Annotated in this window: 17 protein-coding genes; 5 read left to right on the forward strand and 12 right to left on the reverse strand. The window is 40.4% G+C overall.

The window, feature by feature from the left end:
* Positions 1–36 precede the first annotated feature (36 nt).
* The 5 genes from PCY14_RS05140 to add all read right to left on the reverse strand — a co-directional run bounded on the left by PCY14_RS05140 (position 37) and on the right by add (position 4,399).
* On the reverse strand, positions 37–639 hold the full coding sequence (locus tag PCY14_RS05140; protein ID WP_196757029.1) for an L-threonylcarbamoyladenylate synthase: 603 nt from the start codon (positions 637–639) through the stop codon (positions 37–39).
* Positions 629–1,462: a peptide chain release factor N(5)-glutamine methyltransferase gene (prmC, locus tag PCY14_RS05145; protein WP_060933748.1), complete on the reverse strand. Its 834-nt coding sequence runs from the start codon at positions 1,460–1,462 to the stop codon at positions 629–631. The genes PCY14_RS05140 and prmC overlap by 11 nt, the downstream gene beginning before the upstream one ends.
* Positions 1,459–2,538, reverse strand: a complete 1,080-nt coding sequence (prfA, locus tag PCY14_RS05150) for a peptide chain release factor 1 (RefSeq protein ID WP_002887844.1) — start codon at positions 2,536–2,538, stop codon at positions 1,459–1,461. Before prfA ends, prmC begins: the two co-directional genes overlap by 4 nt.
* 37 nt (positions 2,539–2,575) lie before the next feature.
* Complete coding sequence (locus tag PCY14_RS05155; RefSeq protein ID WP_301363224.1) at positions 2,576–3,172, reverse strand: thymidine kinase; 597 nt, start codon at positions 3,170–3,172, stop codon at positions 2,576–2,578.
* Positions 3,173–3,388: 216 nt separating this feature from the next.
* The gene (gene add, locus PCY14_RS05160; RefSeq protein ID WP_301363225.1) at positions 3,389–4,399 is read right to left on the reverse strand and encodes an adenosine deaminase; all 1,011 of its coding nucleotides are present in this window, start codon (positions 4,397–4,399) and stop codon (positions 3,389–3,391) included.
* A 173-nt stretch (positions 4,400–4,572) separates the two neighbouring features.
* Here add and yghU point away from each other — a divergent pair, with 173 nt between their 5' ends.
* From yghU to PCY14_RS05180, 4 genes are all read left to right on the forward strand, one after another.
* Complete coding sequence (yghU, locus tag PCY14_RS05165) at positions 4,573–5,361, forward strand: glutathione-dependent disulfide-bond oxidoreductase (protein WP_301363226.1); 789 nt, start codon at positions 4,573–4,575, stop codon at positions 5,359–5,361.
* A 79-nt stretch (positions 5,362–5,440) separates the two neighbouring features.
* Positions 5,441–6,385 carry a bifunctional oligoribonuclease/PAP phosphatase NrnA gene (locus tag PCY14_RS05170; protein WP_021151759.1) on the forward strand — a complete coding sequence of 315 codons (945 nt, stop codon included), beginning with the start codon at positions 5,441–5,443 and terminating at the stop codon, positions 6,383–6,385.
* Positions 6,372–7,304 (forward strand): FAD:protein FMN transferase, encoded by a 933-nt coding sequence (locus PCY14_RS05175; RefSeq protein ID WP_301363227.1) that lies wholly within the window; start codon positions 6,372–6,374, stop codon positions 7,302–7,304. Before PCY14_RS05170 ends, PCY14_RS05175 begins: the two co-directional genes overlap by 14 nt.
* Positions 7,305–7,410: 106 nt before the next feature.
* Positions 7,411–7,653 (forward strand): type B 50S ribosomal protein L31, encoded by a 243-nt coding sequence (locus tag PCY14_RS05180; RefSeq protein WP_008534857.1) that lies wholly within the window; start codon positions 7,411–7,413, stop codon positions 7,651–7,653.
* Between the two features lie 124 nt (positions 7,654–7,777).
* Here the strand turns inward: PCY14_RS05180 and PCY14_RS05185 are convergent, their stop codons facing one another.
* From PCY14_RS05185 to gyrA, 5 genes are all read right to left on the reverse strand, one after another.
* Positions 7,778–9,040 carry an NRAMP family divalent metal transporter gene (locus PCY14_RS05185; protein WP_021151756.1) on the reverse strand — a complete coding sequence of 421 codons (1,263 nt, stop codon included), beginning with the start codon at positions 9,038–9,040 and terminating at the stop codon, positions 7,778–7,780.
* A 138-nt stretch (positions 9,041–9,178) separates the two neighbouring features.
* Positions 9,179–10,147, reverse strand: a complete 969-nt coding sequence (locus PCY14_RS05190) for a DUF1002 domain-containing protein (protein WP_293923050.1) — start codon at positions 10,145–10,147, stop codon at positions 9,179–9,181.
* A gap of 113 nt (positions 10,148–10,260) precedes the next feature.
* Complete coding sequence (locus PCY14_RS05195; RefSeq protein ID WP_060933742.1) at positions 10,261–10,662, reverse strand: VOC family protein; 402 nt, start codon at positions 10,660–10,662, stop codon at positions 10,261–10,263.
* A gap of 36 nt (positions 10,663–10,698) precedes the next feature.
* A complete protein-coding gene (locus PCY14_RS05200; RefSeq protein WP_008534865.1) occupies positions 10,699–11,460 on the reverse strand; it encodes a class A sortase in 762 nt (253 codons plus the stop codon).
* On the reverse strand, positions 11,460–13,931 hold the full coding sequence (gene gyrA, locus PCY14_RS05205) for a DNA gyrase subunit A (protein ID WP_021145183.1): 2,472 nt from the start codon (positions 13,929–13,931) through the stop codon (positions 11,460–11,462). Before gyrA ends, PCY14_RS05200 begins: the two co-directional genes overlap by 1 nt.
* 220 nt (positions 13,932–14,151) lie before the next feature.
* Between gyrA and PCY14_RS05210 the strand changes: the two genes are divergently transcribed.
* Positions 14,152–15,138 (forward strand): L-lactate dehydrogenase, encoded by a 987-nt coding sequence (locus PCY14_RS05210; RefSeq protein WP_008534867.1) that lies wholly within the window; start codon positions 14,152–14,154, stop codon positions 15,136–15,138.
* Between the two features lie 98 nt (positions 15,139–15,236).
* Here PCY14_RS05210 and nox read toward each other — a convergent pair whose 3' ends face one another.
* Positions 15,237–16,610, reverse strand: a complete 1,374-nt coding sequence (gene nox, locus PCY14_RS05215) for a H2O-forming NADH oxidase (protein ID WP_021145179.1) — start codon at positions 16,608–16,610, stop codon at positions 15,237–15,239.
* A gap of 300 nt (positions 16,611–16,910) precedes the next feature.
* Positions 16,911–18,449: an ABC-F family ATP-binding cassette domain-containing protein gene (locus PCY14_RS05220; protein ID WP_060933741.1), complete on the reverse strand. Its 1,539-nt coding sequence runs from the start codon at positions 18,447–18,449 to the stop codon at positions 16,911–16,913.
* Between the last annotated feature and the right edge of the window lie 44 nt (positions 18,450–18,493).

Consider the following 18,493-nt stretch of genomic DNA (forward strand, 5'->3'; position numbering starts at 1 on the left):
AGTTTTCTCACACTTTCCCGGGTCACTGTTAGTCATTTATTCTATGGTCAACTCTGGTAGAGCTGCCAATAGGTCATCTTTTGTAATCTTTCCCTGTCTAAGTATTCTAGCTGGAGTATCAGACAGGTCCAAAATCGTCGAATCTAGGCCCAACAGGGCATCATCATCTTGATAGCCTGTCACCTGAAAATCAAACTGCGCTCTGATATGGTCAAAATAACGGCCACTTGCCATTCCCGACTTGTTAGCTGATGGACCAATCAGAGGTCCTTCAGCTTGAATCAATTCTCTAGTCACAGGATGGTTTGGCAAGCGAAAGCCAACCGTCGCCAAACCCGAATTAATCCACTTAGGTACTTGGCCATTAGCTTTTAAAATGATGGTCAAAGGTCCAGGCAAAAAAGCATCGTAAAGTTTTTTGAGATAGTCAGGTTGCTCTTTTGAATAGGTCAAGATATCTTCATAAGAAGCGACATTCAAATTCATAGCCTTATCCCTAGGACGATTCTTTAGCTCATAGACATGATTGACCGCATTCTCGTCCAAAGCTCTAGCAAAAAGACCATAAACCGTCTCTGTGGGAAGGACGACCGCCCCTCCATTTGCCAAGATTGCTTTTAAATCCGTGTTAGTTTCCATCATCCATCACAACCATTCTATCCTGCCCAAATTGGTCCTTAAGGACACGCACACACTTATCTGGAAAATGTAGAGACAAGAGTTTCTTCAAATCACTGCCCTGCTTATAGCCAATCTCAAAATAGAGTTTTCCTTGAGGACTTAGATGCTTAGCAGCCCTCTCAATAATCTGTCTATAAATGGCAAGGCCATCTTCATCAGCAAACAAAGCCATCTTGGGCTCACTAGCCAAGACATTTAAACCAACTTCGTTCTTATCATTTTCAGAAATATAGGGAGGATTTGACACAATGATATCAAAACTACCAGAAATATTTTCAAAAACATCCGATTGAATAAAACTGATGTCTACTTGGTTGAGCTTGGCATTTTCTCTAGCAAGTTCTAAAGCATCCACAGACAAGTCACTGGCCGTCACTTGCCAAAGAGGACAACTCTCTTTCAGAGACACTGCAATAGCACCACTCCCAGTTCCAATATCAAGAACCTTAAGCTCTGTCTTTGGGTTTTCCGCCAAAATTAGCTCCACTAATTCCTCAGTTTCAGGACGAGGAATCAAAACACGCTCATCAACTTGAAAACGTAAGCCATGAAAATCTTCAAAACCTAGGATATACTGAGCAGGTTTATGCGCTTTTAGTTGATTAAAGATACTAGAAAGAAGCTTTTCGTCTTCCTCTGAAACTTCTTGTCGTAGATGAAGAACAAATTGCGTCAAATCCCAATGTTTCAAACCACGATAGACAAAGGACAGAGCCTCTGGCTCTTCTCCAACAGCCCCAAGTTCCTTCTCATAGCCTGCTAAGGCATCTGCCAGAATCATTTGTTAAGTTCTTCCAATTTTTGTGTTTGATCGTAAAGAACCAAAGCATCAACAACTTCATCTAGTTTACCAGCTAAAATCGTATCTAGTTTTTGAAGGGTCAAACCAATACGGTGATCCGTCACACGATTTTGTGGGAAGTTGTACGTACGGATACGCTCTGAACGGTCCCCTGTACCAACAGTCGATTTACGTTCAGCATCTTGTTCATCTTGAGCAATCTGTGCGAAGTGGTCAGCCACACGGGCACGAATAATCTTCATGGCTTTATCACGGTTTTTCTGTTGCGTACGTTCTTCTTGCATTTCAACCTTAATACCAGTTGGAATATGGACCATACGAACGGCAGTCGCAACCTTATTGACGTTCTGACCACCAGCACCAGAAGCGTGATAGATATCAACACGAAGGTCTTTAGGATCAATTTCATAATCCACTTCTTCAACTTCTGGCATGACCAAGACAGTTGCCGTTGAAGTATGGACACGTCCTTGGCTCTCAGTCACAGGGACACGTTGTACACGGTGCGCTCCCGATTCATATTTGAGTTTAGAGTAGACTGATTGTCCTGAAACCATGGCAACCACTTCTTTGATACCTCCGACACCATTATATGATGCTTCCATGACCTCAAAGCGCCAACCTTGTGTTTCAGCGTATTTTTGGTACATATTTAAGAGGTCTCCCGCAAACAAAGCTGCTTCATCACCACCTGCAGCCCCACGGATTTCAAGGATGATATTCTTGTCATCATTAGGGTCTTTTGGCAAGAGAAGAATTTTCAAACGTTCTTCGTACTCCTCTTTAGCGGCTTTGGATTCTTTGAGTTCTTCCTTAGCCATTTCTTCCAAGTCAGGATCACCGCTTGCTTCCTTAATCATCTCCTCAGCATCTGTGATGTTTTGGATAACTTGCTTGTATTCACGGTAAACTGTTACAGTTTCACGGGTATTAGCCTCCTCACGAGACAATTCCATAAAACGCTTAGTATCCGAAACAACCTCAGGGTCACTAAGTAGCTCTCCTAATTCCTCGTAACGGTCTTCAACCGCCTGCAACTGATCATAAATGTTCATTTGTTACTGTTACTCCTTGTATAACTGATAATCGTTTTTAATTCTCTTTCAAAGGAACTATTTTCTTGCGAGGTGGGTTAAACCAGTGCTTTCGACAAACGGAAATATAACTCTCATGACCTCCAATTTGAACCTGTGCCCCTTCATAAACTGGCTCTCCATTTTCCATGCGTAGAACCATAGTTGCCTTCCTAGAGCAGTAATGACAGATGGTTTTTATTTCATCAATCTTGTCAGATAAAAGCAAGAGATACTTTGATCCCTCAAACAGGTTGTTTTGAAAATCATTTTTTAAGCCAAATGCCATTACGGGAATATCCAATTCGTCAACAATACGTGCCAAATCGTAGACATTTGCCCGAGTCAGAAATTGAGCCTCATCAATCAAAACACAATAAGGACTAGGATTCATAGCAGCAATGTATCCAAAAATATCCGTGTCATTACCAATTGGATAAGCCTTACGTTTCATACCTATTCGGCTAGAAATATAACCTACACCATCTCGATTATCCAGACGACTGGTCATAAGCACAACTGGTTTTCCCTGTTCTTCATAATTATGGGCCACCTTGAGAATTTCAATAGATTTTCCTGAATTCATGGTGCCGTAGCGAAAATAAAGCTGTGCCAAACCAGACTCCTCTAAAATATATTTTGTACTTATTTTATCATAATTCGAGACGCAAAAGGGCCTGATACTGAACAATTTTTGAAAAAATTCACATTGTCTTCTTATTCTTGACTCAAATAAGAAAATCAGTACCAACCTTTTTAACAGAGCACTTAGTCATTCTGTTTGAGCTACACTCGTTTAGCTCTTACATCTACTTTATCTTAACCTTATTTCTTATGAATAAGCCTGAGTCAATTTTTCAAGAAGTTCTTTTTTCTCTTCATCACTAGCAAAGGAAGCCTCTATAGCTGTCTTATTGTGAACAAAGAAATCTTGAACAGAAGTGTTAAAATGCTTGTGATAGAGTTCGTATTCTTTGGTTAGGTTTGTATCAGAAACGGTACGATTGTCCGTATTAATCGTAATGTTTGCCCCCGCTGCGTTCATTTTTAGGTAAGGGAAATCAGCAACAGTCACAGCAGCCTTGGTCTGGAGATTACTTGTCAGACACAATTCACCTGTGACACCATTTTTTACAAATTCTTCCAAAAGTTCAGGCTCTTGAGCAAGGATAGTCGCATGTCCATTACGCTTGATTCCCATTGCAATAGACTGAGCTAGAAAGGCTGGGCAGCCACACTCACCTGCGTGGAAAGTCATAGGACGATCGTAAGTCTGAACTTGTTCAATCAAAGATTCAATAGCCTTTGGTCCATAATGATGTTCATCACCAGCAAAATCAAAGCCAACAAAATCAGTCTCTTCAACCTTATTGGCTTCATCAAGGATACGAGAAGTCAAATCTTGGTCCGATTGACGCATTCCACAAACCAAGGCCTTAGCAACAATACCGAATTCATCCTGAGCTTGACGTAACCCTTGACATACAGCTTGGATAGTTTCAACGACAGTAAGACCCTTATCCATAGACAATTCAGGTGCAAAACGCACTTCAATATAGATGACATTCTCAAGAGCAGCCTGCTTAGCCACATCATAGGCAGCAAGGGTTAAAGCTTCCTTAGTCTGTAACAGTGGGCGAATGTAATCGAAAGCCTCCAAATAATCCAGAAGACTCTCACAGGTATGTGGAGCTGTCACATGGTGTTTGAGCTCTTCGTCATCTTCTGGCAGTTCAATCTGTGCTAATTTAGCAAGATGACGAATGGTCTCTATTGACAAAGAACCATCCAAATGGCAGTGCAATTCTGTTTTAGCCAAGTGATGAAAATCGATAGCTGTCAAATTTTTTACTCTCCCAATCTTTGTTTTTGTTAATCAAATAAAATTAATTTTTACTATATTATCATTCCATAGAAAAAAGTCAAGATGCTAGAGCTAATGAGACGTAGCAGATTCTTGAAATGCCACTAGCATTTTGTTAGGATGTAACTATCAAGAATACAAGGAGAATTATCATGTCTGACTATATTTTACCCGAAGTTTGGGAAAATCCAGCTGCTATGGGAGGAGCCTGGGGTGGTATTAACCAACCGACTGCTGGCGCCCGTTTTGAACAAACCTTACCAAAAGGCGATCAACCTTTCCAACTCTATACTCTTCCGACGCCAAACGGTATCAAGGCAACTATCATGTTAGAAGAACTTAAAGAACTCGGCGTGACTCAAGCAGGTTATGATGCTTATCGTATTAAGATTGGTGATGGTGACCAGTTTGGATCAGACTTTGTTACTATCAATCCAAATTCAAAGATTCCTGCCATGATGGACTATTCCGAAGACCAACCTGTTCGTGTCTTTGAATCAGCTAACATCCTCCTTTACTTGGCTGAAAAGTTTGGAAAACTTATTCCAACTGATCATGCTAAACGTACTGAAGTTCTCAACTGGCTCTTTTGGCAAACAGGCGCTGCACCTTTCCTAGGCGGTGGTTTTGGTCACTTCTTCCATTACGCTCCTGAAAAAATCGAATACGCCATCAACCGTTTTGCTATGGAAGCCAAACGCCAACTTGACTTGCTTGATAAAGAACTTGCAACCAAACCTTATATCGCTGGGGATGAGTATACTATCGCTGATATCGCAATCTGGTCTTGGTATGGCCGACTTGCTCAGGATAAGATTTGGGACAAGGCTGGTATCTTCCTTAACGTTAAAGAATACAAGCATCTTCAAGCTTGGGCTGATAAGATCAGCAACCGTCCAGCTGTTCAGCGTGGCCTTGATGTTGATTATAAAGAGATTTAATCTTTGCAACGGTTAGTTTAGGCTAATCGTTTTTGCTTCTATTCATGATATAATAGAAAAAAATCACAAGGAGATTTTTATGACTGTATTTCAAGCTATTTTAGAAAAAATCAAAGCTTATGACACTATTATTATTCATCGCCACCAACGACCAGACCCTGATGCCATCGGTAGTCAGGTAGGTTTGAAGGAAATTTTGAAAACAAACTTTCCAGATAAAAAGGTCCTTGCAACGGGTATCAATGAACCAACTCTATCTTGGATTGCTGAGATGGATGAAGTAGCTGATCAGGATTATGAAGGAGCTCTTGTTATCGTTACTGATACCGCCAATACTCCTCGTATTGATGATGACCGATATAGTAAGGGCGACTTTCTTATCAAAATTGACCACCATCCTAACGATGATGCTTACGGAGACCTGCTTTTAGTTGATACTACTGCTTCAAGTGCCAGCGAAATTGTGACAGACTGGGCTCTCACTGTCGGTTTAGCACTTTCAGATGCGGCTGCACGTGTTCTCTATAATGGCATAGTTGGCGATACGGGACGCTTCCTCTTCCCATCGACAACTGCAAAAACACTTCACATTGCAGCAAAACTACGTGAATACGACTTCGATTTTTCTGCTATGGCACGTCGTATGGACAGTTTTCCCTTCAAAATCGCTAAATTGCAAGGCTATATTTTCGATAATCTTGATGTTGATGAAAATGGAGCAGCTCGAGTCGTCCTAACACGAAAAGTACTTGATGACTTTAATGTCTCTGATGCTGAAAGTTCAGCCATTGTTGGCACTCCTGGCCGTATTGACACCGTTCAATCATGGGCTATTTTCGTAGAGCAGCCTGAAGGGCATTACCGTGTGCGACTTCGTAGTAAGTCTATTGTCATCAACGAGATTGCTAAGCGTCATGACGGTGGTGGACACCCACTTGCCAGTGGTGCCAATTCCTACAGCTTAGAGGAAAATGACCAAATCTATCAAGAAATCAAGGATACTGTTGCCCATGCAACTCACTAATCGTCGTGTACATCTTATGGGAACTGTTATTGATGTTTCCATCTATCATAATCAACCAGAACCCGTACTAGACCAGGTTGAGACACTGCTTCATCTTTATAATAAGCGATTCTCTGCTAATGACGACAGTTCTGAACTCATGCAAATTAATAAGGCTGCCGGTATACACCCTGTAAAGATTCACCCAGAACTGTTCGAACTGATTTCTCTTGGAAAATGGCATAGTTGCCAAGTTGGAAGCCACCTTAATATTGCCATTGGTCCTCTCATTCAGACCTGGCGGATTGGCTTTTCTGATGCCAGACTTCCACTTTCTGAAGAAATCGCTCCACTCCTAGATATTATTAATCCCAATGCCATCGTCCTATCCGAGGTAAATCAAAGTGTCTTCCTCAAAGAGAAGGGAATGAAAATTGATCTGGGTGCCTTAGCTAAGGGTTATATCGCAGATCGGATTGCAGACTTTCTCAAAGCTGAAAAAGTAACCAGTGCCTTGATAAATCTAGGAGGCAATGTTCTAACCTTCGGACCAGCTCTCCATAATCCTGACCATAAATGGCGAATCGGTATTCAAAATCCTAAGGAAACGAGGAACACCAATCTCATGGTGCTTGCTATCAGAGACCAATCTGTCGTCACTTCTGGAATCTATGAACGGACTTTTGAAATAGACGGTAAGACCTATCATCATATTTTTGATAGTCAAACTGGCTATCCTGTTACTAGCAATCTTGCAAGCCTTACTATCATTTCTCCACTTTCAGTTGATGGTGAAATTTGGACGACTCGTTTATTTGGGTCAAGTCTTGAGCATATTTTCCAAGAAGTTAGTGCCCATGAAGACCTTGAAGCCATTATTATTGATAAAGACAACCACTGCTTTCAAACAAGCGGTGTATACAAGATACGACTTTCCTAAAAAATAGGGAAAAAGACTTGTCAAGAAGTTAAGGTTTTGATAAACTAGAATAGTTAAAAAAAACTATGGTACGAAAAGTACCATGGCAGAAAGGAAACATTTTAACATGAAAAAAGATATCCATCCAGATTACCGTCCAGTAGTATTCATGGACACAACTACTGGTTACCAATTCCTTAGCGGTTCAACTAAGTACTCAAACGAAACAGTTGAATTCGAAGGTGAAACTTACCCACTTATCCGTGTAGAAATTTCATCAGATTCTCACCCATTCTACACAGGCCGTCAAAAATTCACACAAGCAGACGGACGCGTGGATCGTTTCAACAAAAAATACGGTCTCAAATAAGCAACATCTTGTTGTTAAGCCATTCCAATTGGAATGGTTTTTTTGTATTCTCTTGGCTATAATCTCTCCTAACCCCCTCCTTTAAAATAAAAAACAGCTTCCGTATGGAAACCGTTTAATCCTATTAACCTGCTTTACCAATAGCCAAAGCCCAGATAAAGAAGAGTGCAAATCCGAACAAGAAAATCAAACCTGCAATGGCAAGCACTTTCAACCACATTGGAAAATCTTTCTTAGCCTTAGTGACAAGCACATAGTTCAATAGCGCAAAGAAAGGTGTCGTCAAGAATGAACCAATCATGGCGAAACGAAGCATGGTACCAACTTGACCTTGGAAGAAGATAATGATGATAAGACCAATAATTGAAGTCAAAGTCATCCATACGTTCAAAGGTGTTGCACTGGATTCTTTCTTGTTAAACAAAAGTCGTAGAGATATCTCATTTACACGTGAATAACCATCAATAACTGTGATAACGGTACCAAAGATACACAAGAAAGCAATGAAAGTAATCAAGTAGCGAGACCAAGTACCAAGCACTGATTCATACATACCGACGAATTGTGCGATATAGGCCGCTGAGGCTGCTACTACAGGTTTACCAGTTGGATACTGGATAAGAGCACCGAGTGCTACAAAGAATACTGCAAGAATAGCTGTTCCGATGTAACCAACGTTAAAGTCAAAGAGGGCATCATCAGTGTTAAAATCAACAGTTTTCTTTTTCTCAGCTGACCAAAGTGAGTTGATGGCTGAAATTTCGATTGGAGCTGGCATCCAACCAAGAAGCGACACGATAAATGGAAGGGCTGCTAACTGCCATGGTGTTTTTTCAACGAAGTCAGCACTGTACTCTGGGTGTTTGATTGCCGCAATAATAACTGCTGCTACTGTTGCGATAGTCAAGGCTGACATGATCCATTTGGCCATACCATCAAGAAGTTTGTACCCTCCAAAGAGCAACATTCCCCAAATAATAGCAACCAAGATAAACGACCAAACAGTAATTGTCAAACCTAGCATCGGAAAGGCACTTGCAATGATAGCTGCACAGAGGATTGCAACACCTGCTGTATTAACCAAAGCTGAGAAAACATTGAGGATGAAGAATACCCAAAGGTAGAACTTCCCTTTTTCAGCATACCCTTCAACTAGAGTTTTCCCAGTATCTGCTGTGTATTCCGCACCAAAACGGAAAAATGGATATTTAAAGAGATTAGCTAGAATAACCAAACCTAACAAGGCCCAGCCATACTTACCTCCGGCTTGTGTTGAAGAAACGATATGAGAACCACCTACAGCTGCTGAAGCCATTAGGATACCAGGTCCCATTGCTTTTATTTTACTACGCCAGGTTGACTGACTCGTAACACTCGATTGTGACATAAAAAGCCTCCTAAAACAATTTTCAGAATAATCTGAATTGATGGTTACTATTTTACACAATTGTGTAAAAAATTTCAATAGCATTTCAAATATTTTCTGAAAAATCGAAAAAAGCCATCCAAACGGATAGCTCTTTCACTATTTAAAAAGTCCAGTAAAGAAATCTACGATAGCTTGCCAGATTTGCGCAAAAATATTTTTACTATTTTCAAGTGTCTTGTTAGCATCAAATTTTAAGTTGATGCCAGAGAAGGTATTTCCAGCTTTAGAAACGATAGAATCTTTCAGTGAACTCAAGCTTGACTTAAAACTAGCACTATCGATGATTGAGGACTTAGATAAATTCAAAGCAAAATTAACCAAAAGATTGATTTGATTATCAGAAAGATTCAAGTTGTAGTTATTGATGGTTTGCTGAACAATTGTTTTAGCTTGATCTTCAGTCAACTTGTCGCCTTTATCTGCAACTGCAGATTTGATATCAGTCATGGCTACATTAAGCTTATCAGCATCATAGTTACTCTTACCTGAATTTTCCTCATTGATTTGAGAAAGGGTTTTAAGTTCCTCTTGGGCAAGCTCCTTGCTTTCATCTGAAACTTTGGCTCCATTTTGCTCAAGGGAATAATAAATACCAGCCAAGGCACTTTCACCAGTAACGGCAATCGGTGCTGCTACTGTAATCTTAGCATGTTCAATACCAAGTGTCGTGGCAGCATTACGGTACATATCTGGAGTGATTTTCGTGATATTTTGTGGCGTTACAATATCAACAGTCAAGGTTTCTTTAGCACCTAGCTTTGCTATTTTAACCGAAGAATATAACTGTAAACTAGAATCGTCTGCAACATTCATGATTTTTGCATATGCTGATGTCGTTAGCGTCTTAACATTGGTATCTTTATTGCTATCATAACCCAACAAATTCAAGGTCTGGTTGCGTTGGTCTTCTGACAAAGAATACCCCATGACATAGTCAGGCTGAACATAAGATTCATCAATAACCTTTTGAACGTCTGACGATGTGGCTGCTTGAGCAGCTGAAGCAAAGGTGGTCACTGAAGCTAACAGAGCAGCCCCAGTAATAAAAAGTTTTTTCAATTTCATGTGTTTTTCCTTTCGAAAATAGATTAGTATCCATAATCTCCTAAAGGACGACTGACAAAAGGGCCAGACGTGAATTAATTATACCATGACTTGAAAAAATAAGGTCAAAAAAACTACTCATGCAACTCCAAAGGAAGACCATCAGGATCATCAAAAAAAGTCATCTTTTCGCCAGTAAATGTATCCTTTCGAATAGGTTGGCAAGAGATACCTTTTTCTTCTAAGTCTTTTACAACTTCCTCTATATGAGAAACCTTGAATGCTAAATGACGTAAGCCACAAGCTTCAGGATAGGATGGACGTTGAGGTGGCTCCACATAGGCCGGATCATTCGTTTTATTACCAAAGATTTCAAGCTCTATGGCTCCACAACGTAAGTCTAACTTATAATCATGACGCTCGGAACGATGATTTTCCCTAATGATTTCAAAACCAAGTTTATTAACATAAAAATCTCGAGAGCGCTCATAATCAGAAACTATGATGGCAACATGATGTACCGTATTTAAAAACATTTTTTCCTCCTTAGAAAAAGGCCTTACGGCCTTTTCTCAACTTTGAAATTGGTTATATGATTTGTTAAAGGCATCAATAATATCTGAATTAGCCTTATCATATTCTACTTGAGTTTTCAAAACTCCTTTGACAATTGTACGCTGAGTTGCTTCAGCATCTGTACAAGTCACAAGAGTAACTTCTGACTTACCAGGTGAATCATCAACCACCGCTACTTCAGTTGGTTGAACAACTGTAACCTCACTAATGACATAAGTGTAGACTTTATTTTTATCCGTAAGATAAATCTTCATGCCTTTCTTAGCCCTATCAAGAGGTGAAAAAAGCATGTCAGAAGCTCCTGCAATACCAAAAACATGGTGACTAGCCAGAGCATAATTGTTTTCCCCACCCATGACTTGAGTTTCCTTCATGGTTCCTGCACCGTAAGTCAACTCTGTATTTCCAAGGCCTTTGAAAATAGGGAGGTTGATACCGACCTCAGGAATGGCAATACCACCAATAACCGGAAGCTTTTGAGCATCCATTTGCGCTTGCAAAACGGATCCAGTACTGATTGATTGAACATTTTCAAAGTCAAAGCTAGTCTTAGCTTCTTTGTTTTTCTCAATTGTCTTTTTAGAAACATTACTAACTTGATATTTATTGGTGTTCCAGGCAATCACAGTGTTGCGGATGGACTTATTGAAAAATAGCGCTAGACCAACAACCAAAAGAACAACAATCAAGACCCAACGAAGGATTTCAAGACATTTATGACGCTTTTTAGTTGTCTTATTTTTCTTATCTCTGCTCATCAGTTATCACCACTTTCTTGGACGGCCTCGGGAGCTTTCACAACTTCTTCTGGTTCAACCAAAGCAAAAGTTACAATTCGAGCAGAATTATCCAAACGCATGACCTTAACCCCTTGAGTGGCACGTCCAGTTTGGGAAATATTGGCAACTGCTGTACGAATGATAACACCTGTATCAGTCATGACCATGATGTCCTCGTTACCAGAAACGGTAGCAATACCAGCTAAATGACCGTTCTTATCAGTGATATTAGCCGTCTTGATACCTTTACCGCCACGCCCCTTAGTTGGGTATTCAGTGGCTGAAGTACGCTTACCATAACCTTTTTCAGAGATAATCAATACTTCTTGGTCGTCCATAATGGCGGCAGCACCAACGACTTGGTCGCCATCACGAAGAGTCACTCCTTTAACACCAGCAGCCATACGACCCATGCTTCGAATCGTATTTTCCTTGAAGCGTACACTGTATCCAAACTTAGTACCAATGATAATTTCTTCATTTCCTGTAGTCAAGAAGACATTGATGAGTTCATCACCTTCTCTAAGTTTTAAGGCAATCAAACCATTTTGGCGAATGTTTTTGAACTCGGCTTCTTTAGTGCGCTTAACCAAACCTTGACGAGTCACAAAGACTAGGTGATTATTTTCAGAAGCTTCATCACTCTTAGCATTAATCACCGTTTGAATGGTCTCACCCTCGTCTAACTTCAAGAGGTTGACAATTGGTAATCCCTTGGCTGTACGACCATATTCAGGAATTTCATAGCCCTTAAGACGGTATACACGCCCTTTGTTAGTCATAAAGTAAAGGTGATCATGAGTGCTAGTTGAAACAATATCACGAACAAAGTCATCGTCATTAACACCAGTACCTTGGACCCCACGTCCACCACGTTTTTGTGAGCGGAACTCATCTTGAGCCAAACGTTTAATATAGCCTTTGTTTGAAAGCGTAATAACCACATCTTCTTCTTCGATGAGGTCTTCATCTTCAAGTGAGACAACTTCACCGACCATAAGTTCGGTACGACGAGCATCTCCGAATTTTCGCTTGCTCTCATCCAATTCTTCTTTGATAATGGCAATAACACGTCCAGGTTTCGCCAAGATATCGGCCAAGTCTGCAATCAAGGCTAACAGATCATTATATTCGTTTTGAATCTTATCACGTTCCAAACCGGTCAAACGACGCAAACGCATATCAAGAATCGCTTGACTTTGACGTTCGGTAAGTTCGAAACGAGCCATCAACTCAGCTTGCGCTTCCGAATCCGTTTGACTGTTACGAATAATTGCAATCACTTCATCCAAGTGATCGAGTGCAATTAATAAACCTTCTAAAATATGGGCACGTGCCTCAGCCTTATCCTTGTCAAACTGTGTGCGACGAACCACAACTTCTTTTTGGTGGGCAATATAATCTGCCAAGATTTGACGCAAAGAAAGGATTTTAGGAACACCCTTTTCAATGGCCAACATATTGAAGCTGAAGTTAGTCTGAAGTTGTGTCAATTTGAACAAATTGTTCAAGATAACATTGGCAGAGGCATCACGACGCACTTCAATAACAAAGCGAACTCCTTCACGGGACGACTCATCACGGACTGCTGTAATTCCTTCCACACGTTTTTCTTGGGCCAAACGAACAATATGCTCATGAACCTTGGTCTTATTGACCATGTAAGGAAACTCAGTGACAACAATACGCTCACGACCTGATTTAGTTGTTTCAATTTCAGTACGCGAACGAAGAACAATAGAGCCTTTACCAGTCTCATAGGCACGGTGAATACCGGTTTTCCCCATGACCAGACCACCCGTTGGAAAATCAGGACCAGGGAGAACTTCCATCAACTCACGTGTTGTGACCTCAGGATTGTCCATCATCAATTTGACAGCATCAATTGTCTCAGACAGATTGTGCGGTGGGATATTGGTCGCCATACCAACGGCAATCCCTGTTGCGCCATTAACAAGTAAATTAGGAATACGTGATGGCAGAACAATTGGCTCACGTTCCGAACCATCGTAGTTATCTTGAAAATCAACAGTATTTTTGTTGAGATCACGGAGCATTTCCAAGGCGAATTTTGACATACGCGCCTCAGTGTAACGCTGAGCGGCGGCTCCGTCCCCATCCATAGAACCAAAGTTACCGTGACCATCAACCAACATGTAACGGTAGCTCCACCATTGGGCCATACGAACCATAGCCTCATAGATAGATGAGTCACCATGTGGGTGATATTTACCCATGACATCCCCAGTGATACGAGCTGATTTTTTATGTGGCTTATCAGGTGTCACCCCAAGCTCATTCATTCCATAAAGGATACGACGTTGTACTGGTTTTAAACCATCACGAACATCTGGCAAAGCACGAGCAACGATTACACTCATGGCGTAATCGATAAAACTCGTTTTCATTTCAGATGTCAATTTAACGTCAATTAAATTATTATCTTGCACCTTTAAAATGCCTCTTTTCTTTCATTCAAATCATTCCAAACTCTAATAAAAGAGTATAGAAGATTTCTATAATATTATACCATAAAACGCTTTATTTTTCAGTTGTGTAAAACGCTTTCATCCATTATTTACTTAATATTTCGTGACATCCATCACTTAAAGTGGTAGAATAAGCAGTGTATGGGGTAACCCAATAAAAAATTAAGGAGATGTTTAGACCATGACTGCAACTAAACAACACAAAAAAGTCATCCTTGTTGGTGACGGTGCCGTAGGTTCATCTTACGCTTTCGCACTTGTAAACCAAGGTATCGCTCAAGAACTTGGTATCATTGAAATTCCACAATTGTTCGAAAAAGCTGTTGGTGATGCACTTGACCTTAGTCACGCCCTTGCATTCACTTCACCTAAAAAAATCTATGCAGCTAAATACGAAGACTGTGCGGATGCTGACCTTGTAGTTATCACTGCTGGTGCTCCTCAAAAACCAGGTGAAACTCGTCTTGATCTTGTTGGTAAAAACCTTGCCATCAACAAATCAATCGTTACACAAGTTGTTGAATCAGGATTCAAAGGAATCTTCCTTGTAGCCGCTAACCCAGTTGACGTATTGACTTACGCAACATGGAAATTCTCAGGATTCCCTAAAGAACGCGTTGTAGGTTCAGGTACTTCACTTGACTCAGCTCGTTTCCGTCAAGCACTTGCTGAAAAACTTGACGTTGACGCACGTTCAGTTCACGCCTACATCATGGGTGAACACGGTGACTCAGAATTTGCCGTTTGGTCACACGCTAACATCGCTGGTGTAAACCTTGAAGAATTCCTTAAAGACAAAGAAAACGTTCAAGAAGCTGAATTGGTTGAATTGTTCGAAGGTGTTCGTGATGCAGCTTACACAATCATCAACAAAAAAGGTGCTACTTACTATGGTATCGCAGTAGCCCTTGCTCGTATCACTAAAGCTATCCTTGACGATGAAAATGCAGTACTTCCATTGTCTGTATTCCAAGAAGGTCAATATGGTGTAAGTAACGTTTATATCGGTCAACCAGCTATCGTTGGTGCACACGGTATTGTACGTCCAGTTAACATCCCATTGAACGATGCTGAACAACAAAAGATGAAAGCTTCAGCTGATGAATTGCAAGCTATCATTGATGAAGCATGGAAAAACCCAGACTTCCAAGAAGCTTCAAAAAACTAATGTGACATTAGTTAACTAGAAAAAGTCTCCGAAAGGAGGCTTTTTTAGTAGATTAAAGAGACAAAAACAGCCAATTCAAATGAATTAGCTGTTTCATATTATTTAGCTGAGATAGCTGCTTTAGCAATATAGCTAAGTGGTTGGTTAAAGTGTGGCAAGAAGAACAAATCAAGTAATTGGAGACGATCAATAGTGACACCTTCTTGAATTGCCAATGAGAACATGTGAATACCCATTGAGATATCCATACGTGATACCATTTGAGCACCAAGAACTTTACGTGTATCTTTGTCATAAACAATCTTGATTGTGACTTCTTCATTTCCATCTTCCATAAAGGCAGCTTTTTGAAGATCCGTTGAAGCTACTACTGCAGGATTGAAGCCAAAACGTTTTGCTTTTTCTTCAGTCAAACCAGTAGATACCATGTTCAAGCCATAGATTGAAATACCATTTGATCCTTGAACACCATTTGATTCGACATCGCCACCACCGGCATTATGACCACCAACGATACCTGAACGAACAGCATTTGAAGCCAAGGCAATGTAGTTGACATCATCAAGGGCATTGTCATAAACGGTAGCACAGTCACCAACTGCGTAAACGTCCTTAACTGATGTTTCTTGTTTCTTATTAACAAGGTAAGCGCCATTACGGAATGTTTCCAACTTACCAGCACCAAGAGCTGTGTTAGGACGGAAACCAACGGCAAGAACGACCATGTCGACATCATAAGCATTTTTATCAGTGACGATACGTTCAACTTTAGTATCCCCTTCAACTGCCTTAACAGTTTCACCAAATGCCAATTTAATACCATGGTTTTCCATGTTTTTAGCCATAAGATCAGTCAAGTCATGGTCATAATAACCTGCCAGACATGTGTCAACAACATCGATAAGAATGACTTCTTTACCGTGACGTTGGAAAGCTTCAGCCAATTCAACACCAATGTAACCAGCACCAACAACTGCTACACGTTTGATATCTTGTGATTTGTCGTTCAACTTATCAATAACTTCTTGGGCATTTTGGAAAAGTTTAACGAATTGAAGGTTTTCAAGAGTAGCTTCGAAAGTACGGCTACCTTCTTTAATTTCAGCGCCTTCGATTGGAGGCAAAATTGGTTGTGAACCAGTAGCCAAAATCAATTTGTCATATGATTCAACATGTTCTTTTCCATCAACAAGAGCTGTAACGGTTTTACCATCAAAGTCAATAGACTCAACTGGTGAGTTCATATAAACCTTAGCACCCTTGCTTTCAAGTCCTTCTTTGTTGGCATAGAAAAGGCCATCAGAACCAGAAATTTGATTACCAATCCAAAGAGCCATACCACAACCCAAGAATGAAATGTTAGAGTTTTGGTCGAAAACAACAACTTCATTTTGGTCTCCGTAATTATCGAGAATAGTATTGATACTAAAAGTACCAGCGTGGTTAGCGCCAACAACTACGATTTTTGACATAAGTTTATCCAACTTTCTTTTGATAATAGTTTTACTATAATATTCTACCATATTCAGAAAACGGTTACACCTTTTATGCTCAGACTTTGTTACTTTTTGAACAAATTAAGTACTTTTGCTCTATATTCCTAATTGATTGCGTCAAATCATGCTAAAAACCGCATTGTGATGACAGATAGTATCCCTAATATGACCTCGGTAATACTTACAGTTAGCAATCAGTACTTTGCTCTTAAAAATGCAAAAAAAGAGTGAGTGACACTTACCTCCCTAGAAGAAGATGTCACCACTCTATTTTAATTAGACTAATTCATTGAAATTCCAAACATCTGTCCAACCTTCATAAAAGTCAGGTTCGTGACAAACCATAAGAATACTACCTTTGAAAGCTTGAAGAGCGCGTTTTAGTTCTTCCTTAGCATCAACATCCAAGTGGTTGGTTGGTTCGTCCAGAACAAGGACATTATTTTCACGATTCATCAGGAGACAGAAGCGAACTTTAGACTGCTCTCCTCCTGAAAGCACTTGAATTTGGCTTTCGATATGCTTAGACGTTAACCCACATTTTGCTAGAGCCGCACGAACCTCAGCTTGATTTAAGGCTGGGAAAGCGTCCCAAACAGCTTCAAGGGGCGTCTGACGTGACCCTTCTACTTCTTGCTCGAAATAACCTAGGTCAATGAAGTCACCTGTCTCAACTTCCCCTTCAAGTGGTTGGATGATACCAAGCAAACTCTTAAGCAAGGTAGTCTTACCAATACCATTGGCACCAACAATAGCTACCTTTTGATTACGTTCAAAAGTAAGGTTCAAAGGTGCCTTTGTCAAAGGACGGTCGTAACCAATAACGAGATCTTTGGTTTGGAAAATAAAGCGACCAGGTGTACGACTTTCCTTGAAATGAAATTCAGGTTTGGGTTTCTCTGCCTGCAACTCGATAATATCCATCTTATCCAATTTCTTCTGACGAGACATGGCCATGTTTCGAGTTGCAACACGCGCCTTGTTCCGGTTAACAAAATCTTGCAGGTCTGCAATTTCCTTTTGCTGGCGTTCGTAGGCGGCTTCTAATTGAGCTTTTTTCATAGCATAAACGGATTGGAAATTGTCATAATCGCCTGCATAACGAACCAAGTCTTGATTTTCAACATGGTAGACAATGTTAATCACGTCGTTCAAGAATGGAATATCGTGAGAAATGAGGACAAAGGCATTTTCATATTCTTGAAGATAGCGTTTAAGCCAGGCAATATGTTCTGCATCCAAATAGTTGGTTGGCTCATCAAGAAGCAAGATATCTGGTTTTTCAAGCAATAACTTAGCCAAGAGAATCTTGGTACGTTGACCACCTGAAAGGTCCGTTACATCTGTATCCATACCAAAATCCATGACACCAAGGGCACGAGCAACCTCATCTATCTTAGCATCTAGAGTATAGAAATCACGAGTTTCCAAGCGATCTTGAAGCTCACCTACTTCTTCCATTAGAGCATCAACGTCAGCTCCTTCTTCAGCCATAGACATGTAAATTTCATTGATGCGTTCCTCGGTTTTAAAGAGTTCATCAAAAGCTGTCCGAAGAACATCACGAACGGTCATTCCCTTCTCAAGGACAGCATGCTGATCCAAATAACCCGCTGTCACATACTTAGACCATTCCACCTTACCTTCATCAGGTTGCAATTTCCCAGTAACGATAGACATGAAGGTCGATTTTCCTTCACCATTAGCACCAACTAAACCAATATGTTCTCCTTTAAGCAAACGAAAAGAGACATTTTCAAAAATAGCACGGTCACCAAATCCGTGACTAAGATTTTTGACTTCTAAAATAGACATATGACCTATGGACTAAACCAAGATTTAGTCCCTTCCTTTCTTGA

Origin of the sequence: Streptococcus sp. SV2 (assembly GCF_030440175.1) — a bacterium.
GTDB lineage: Bacteria > Bacillota > Bacilli > Lactobacillales > Streptococcaceae > Streptococcus > Streptococcus raffinosi.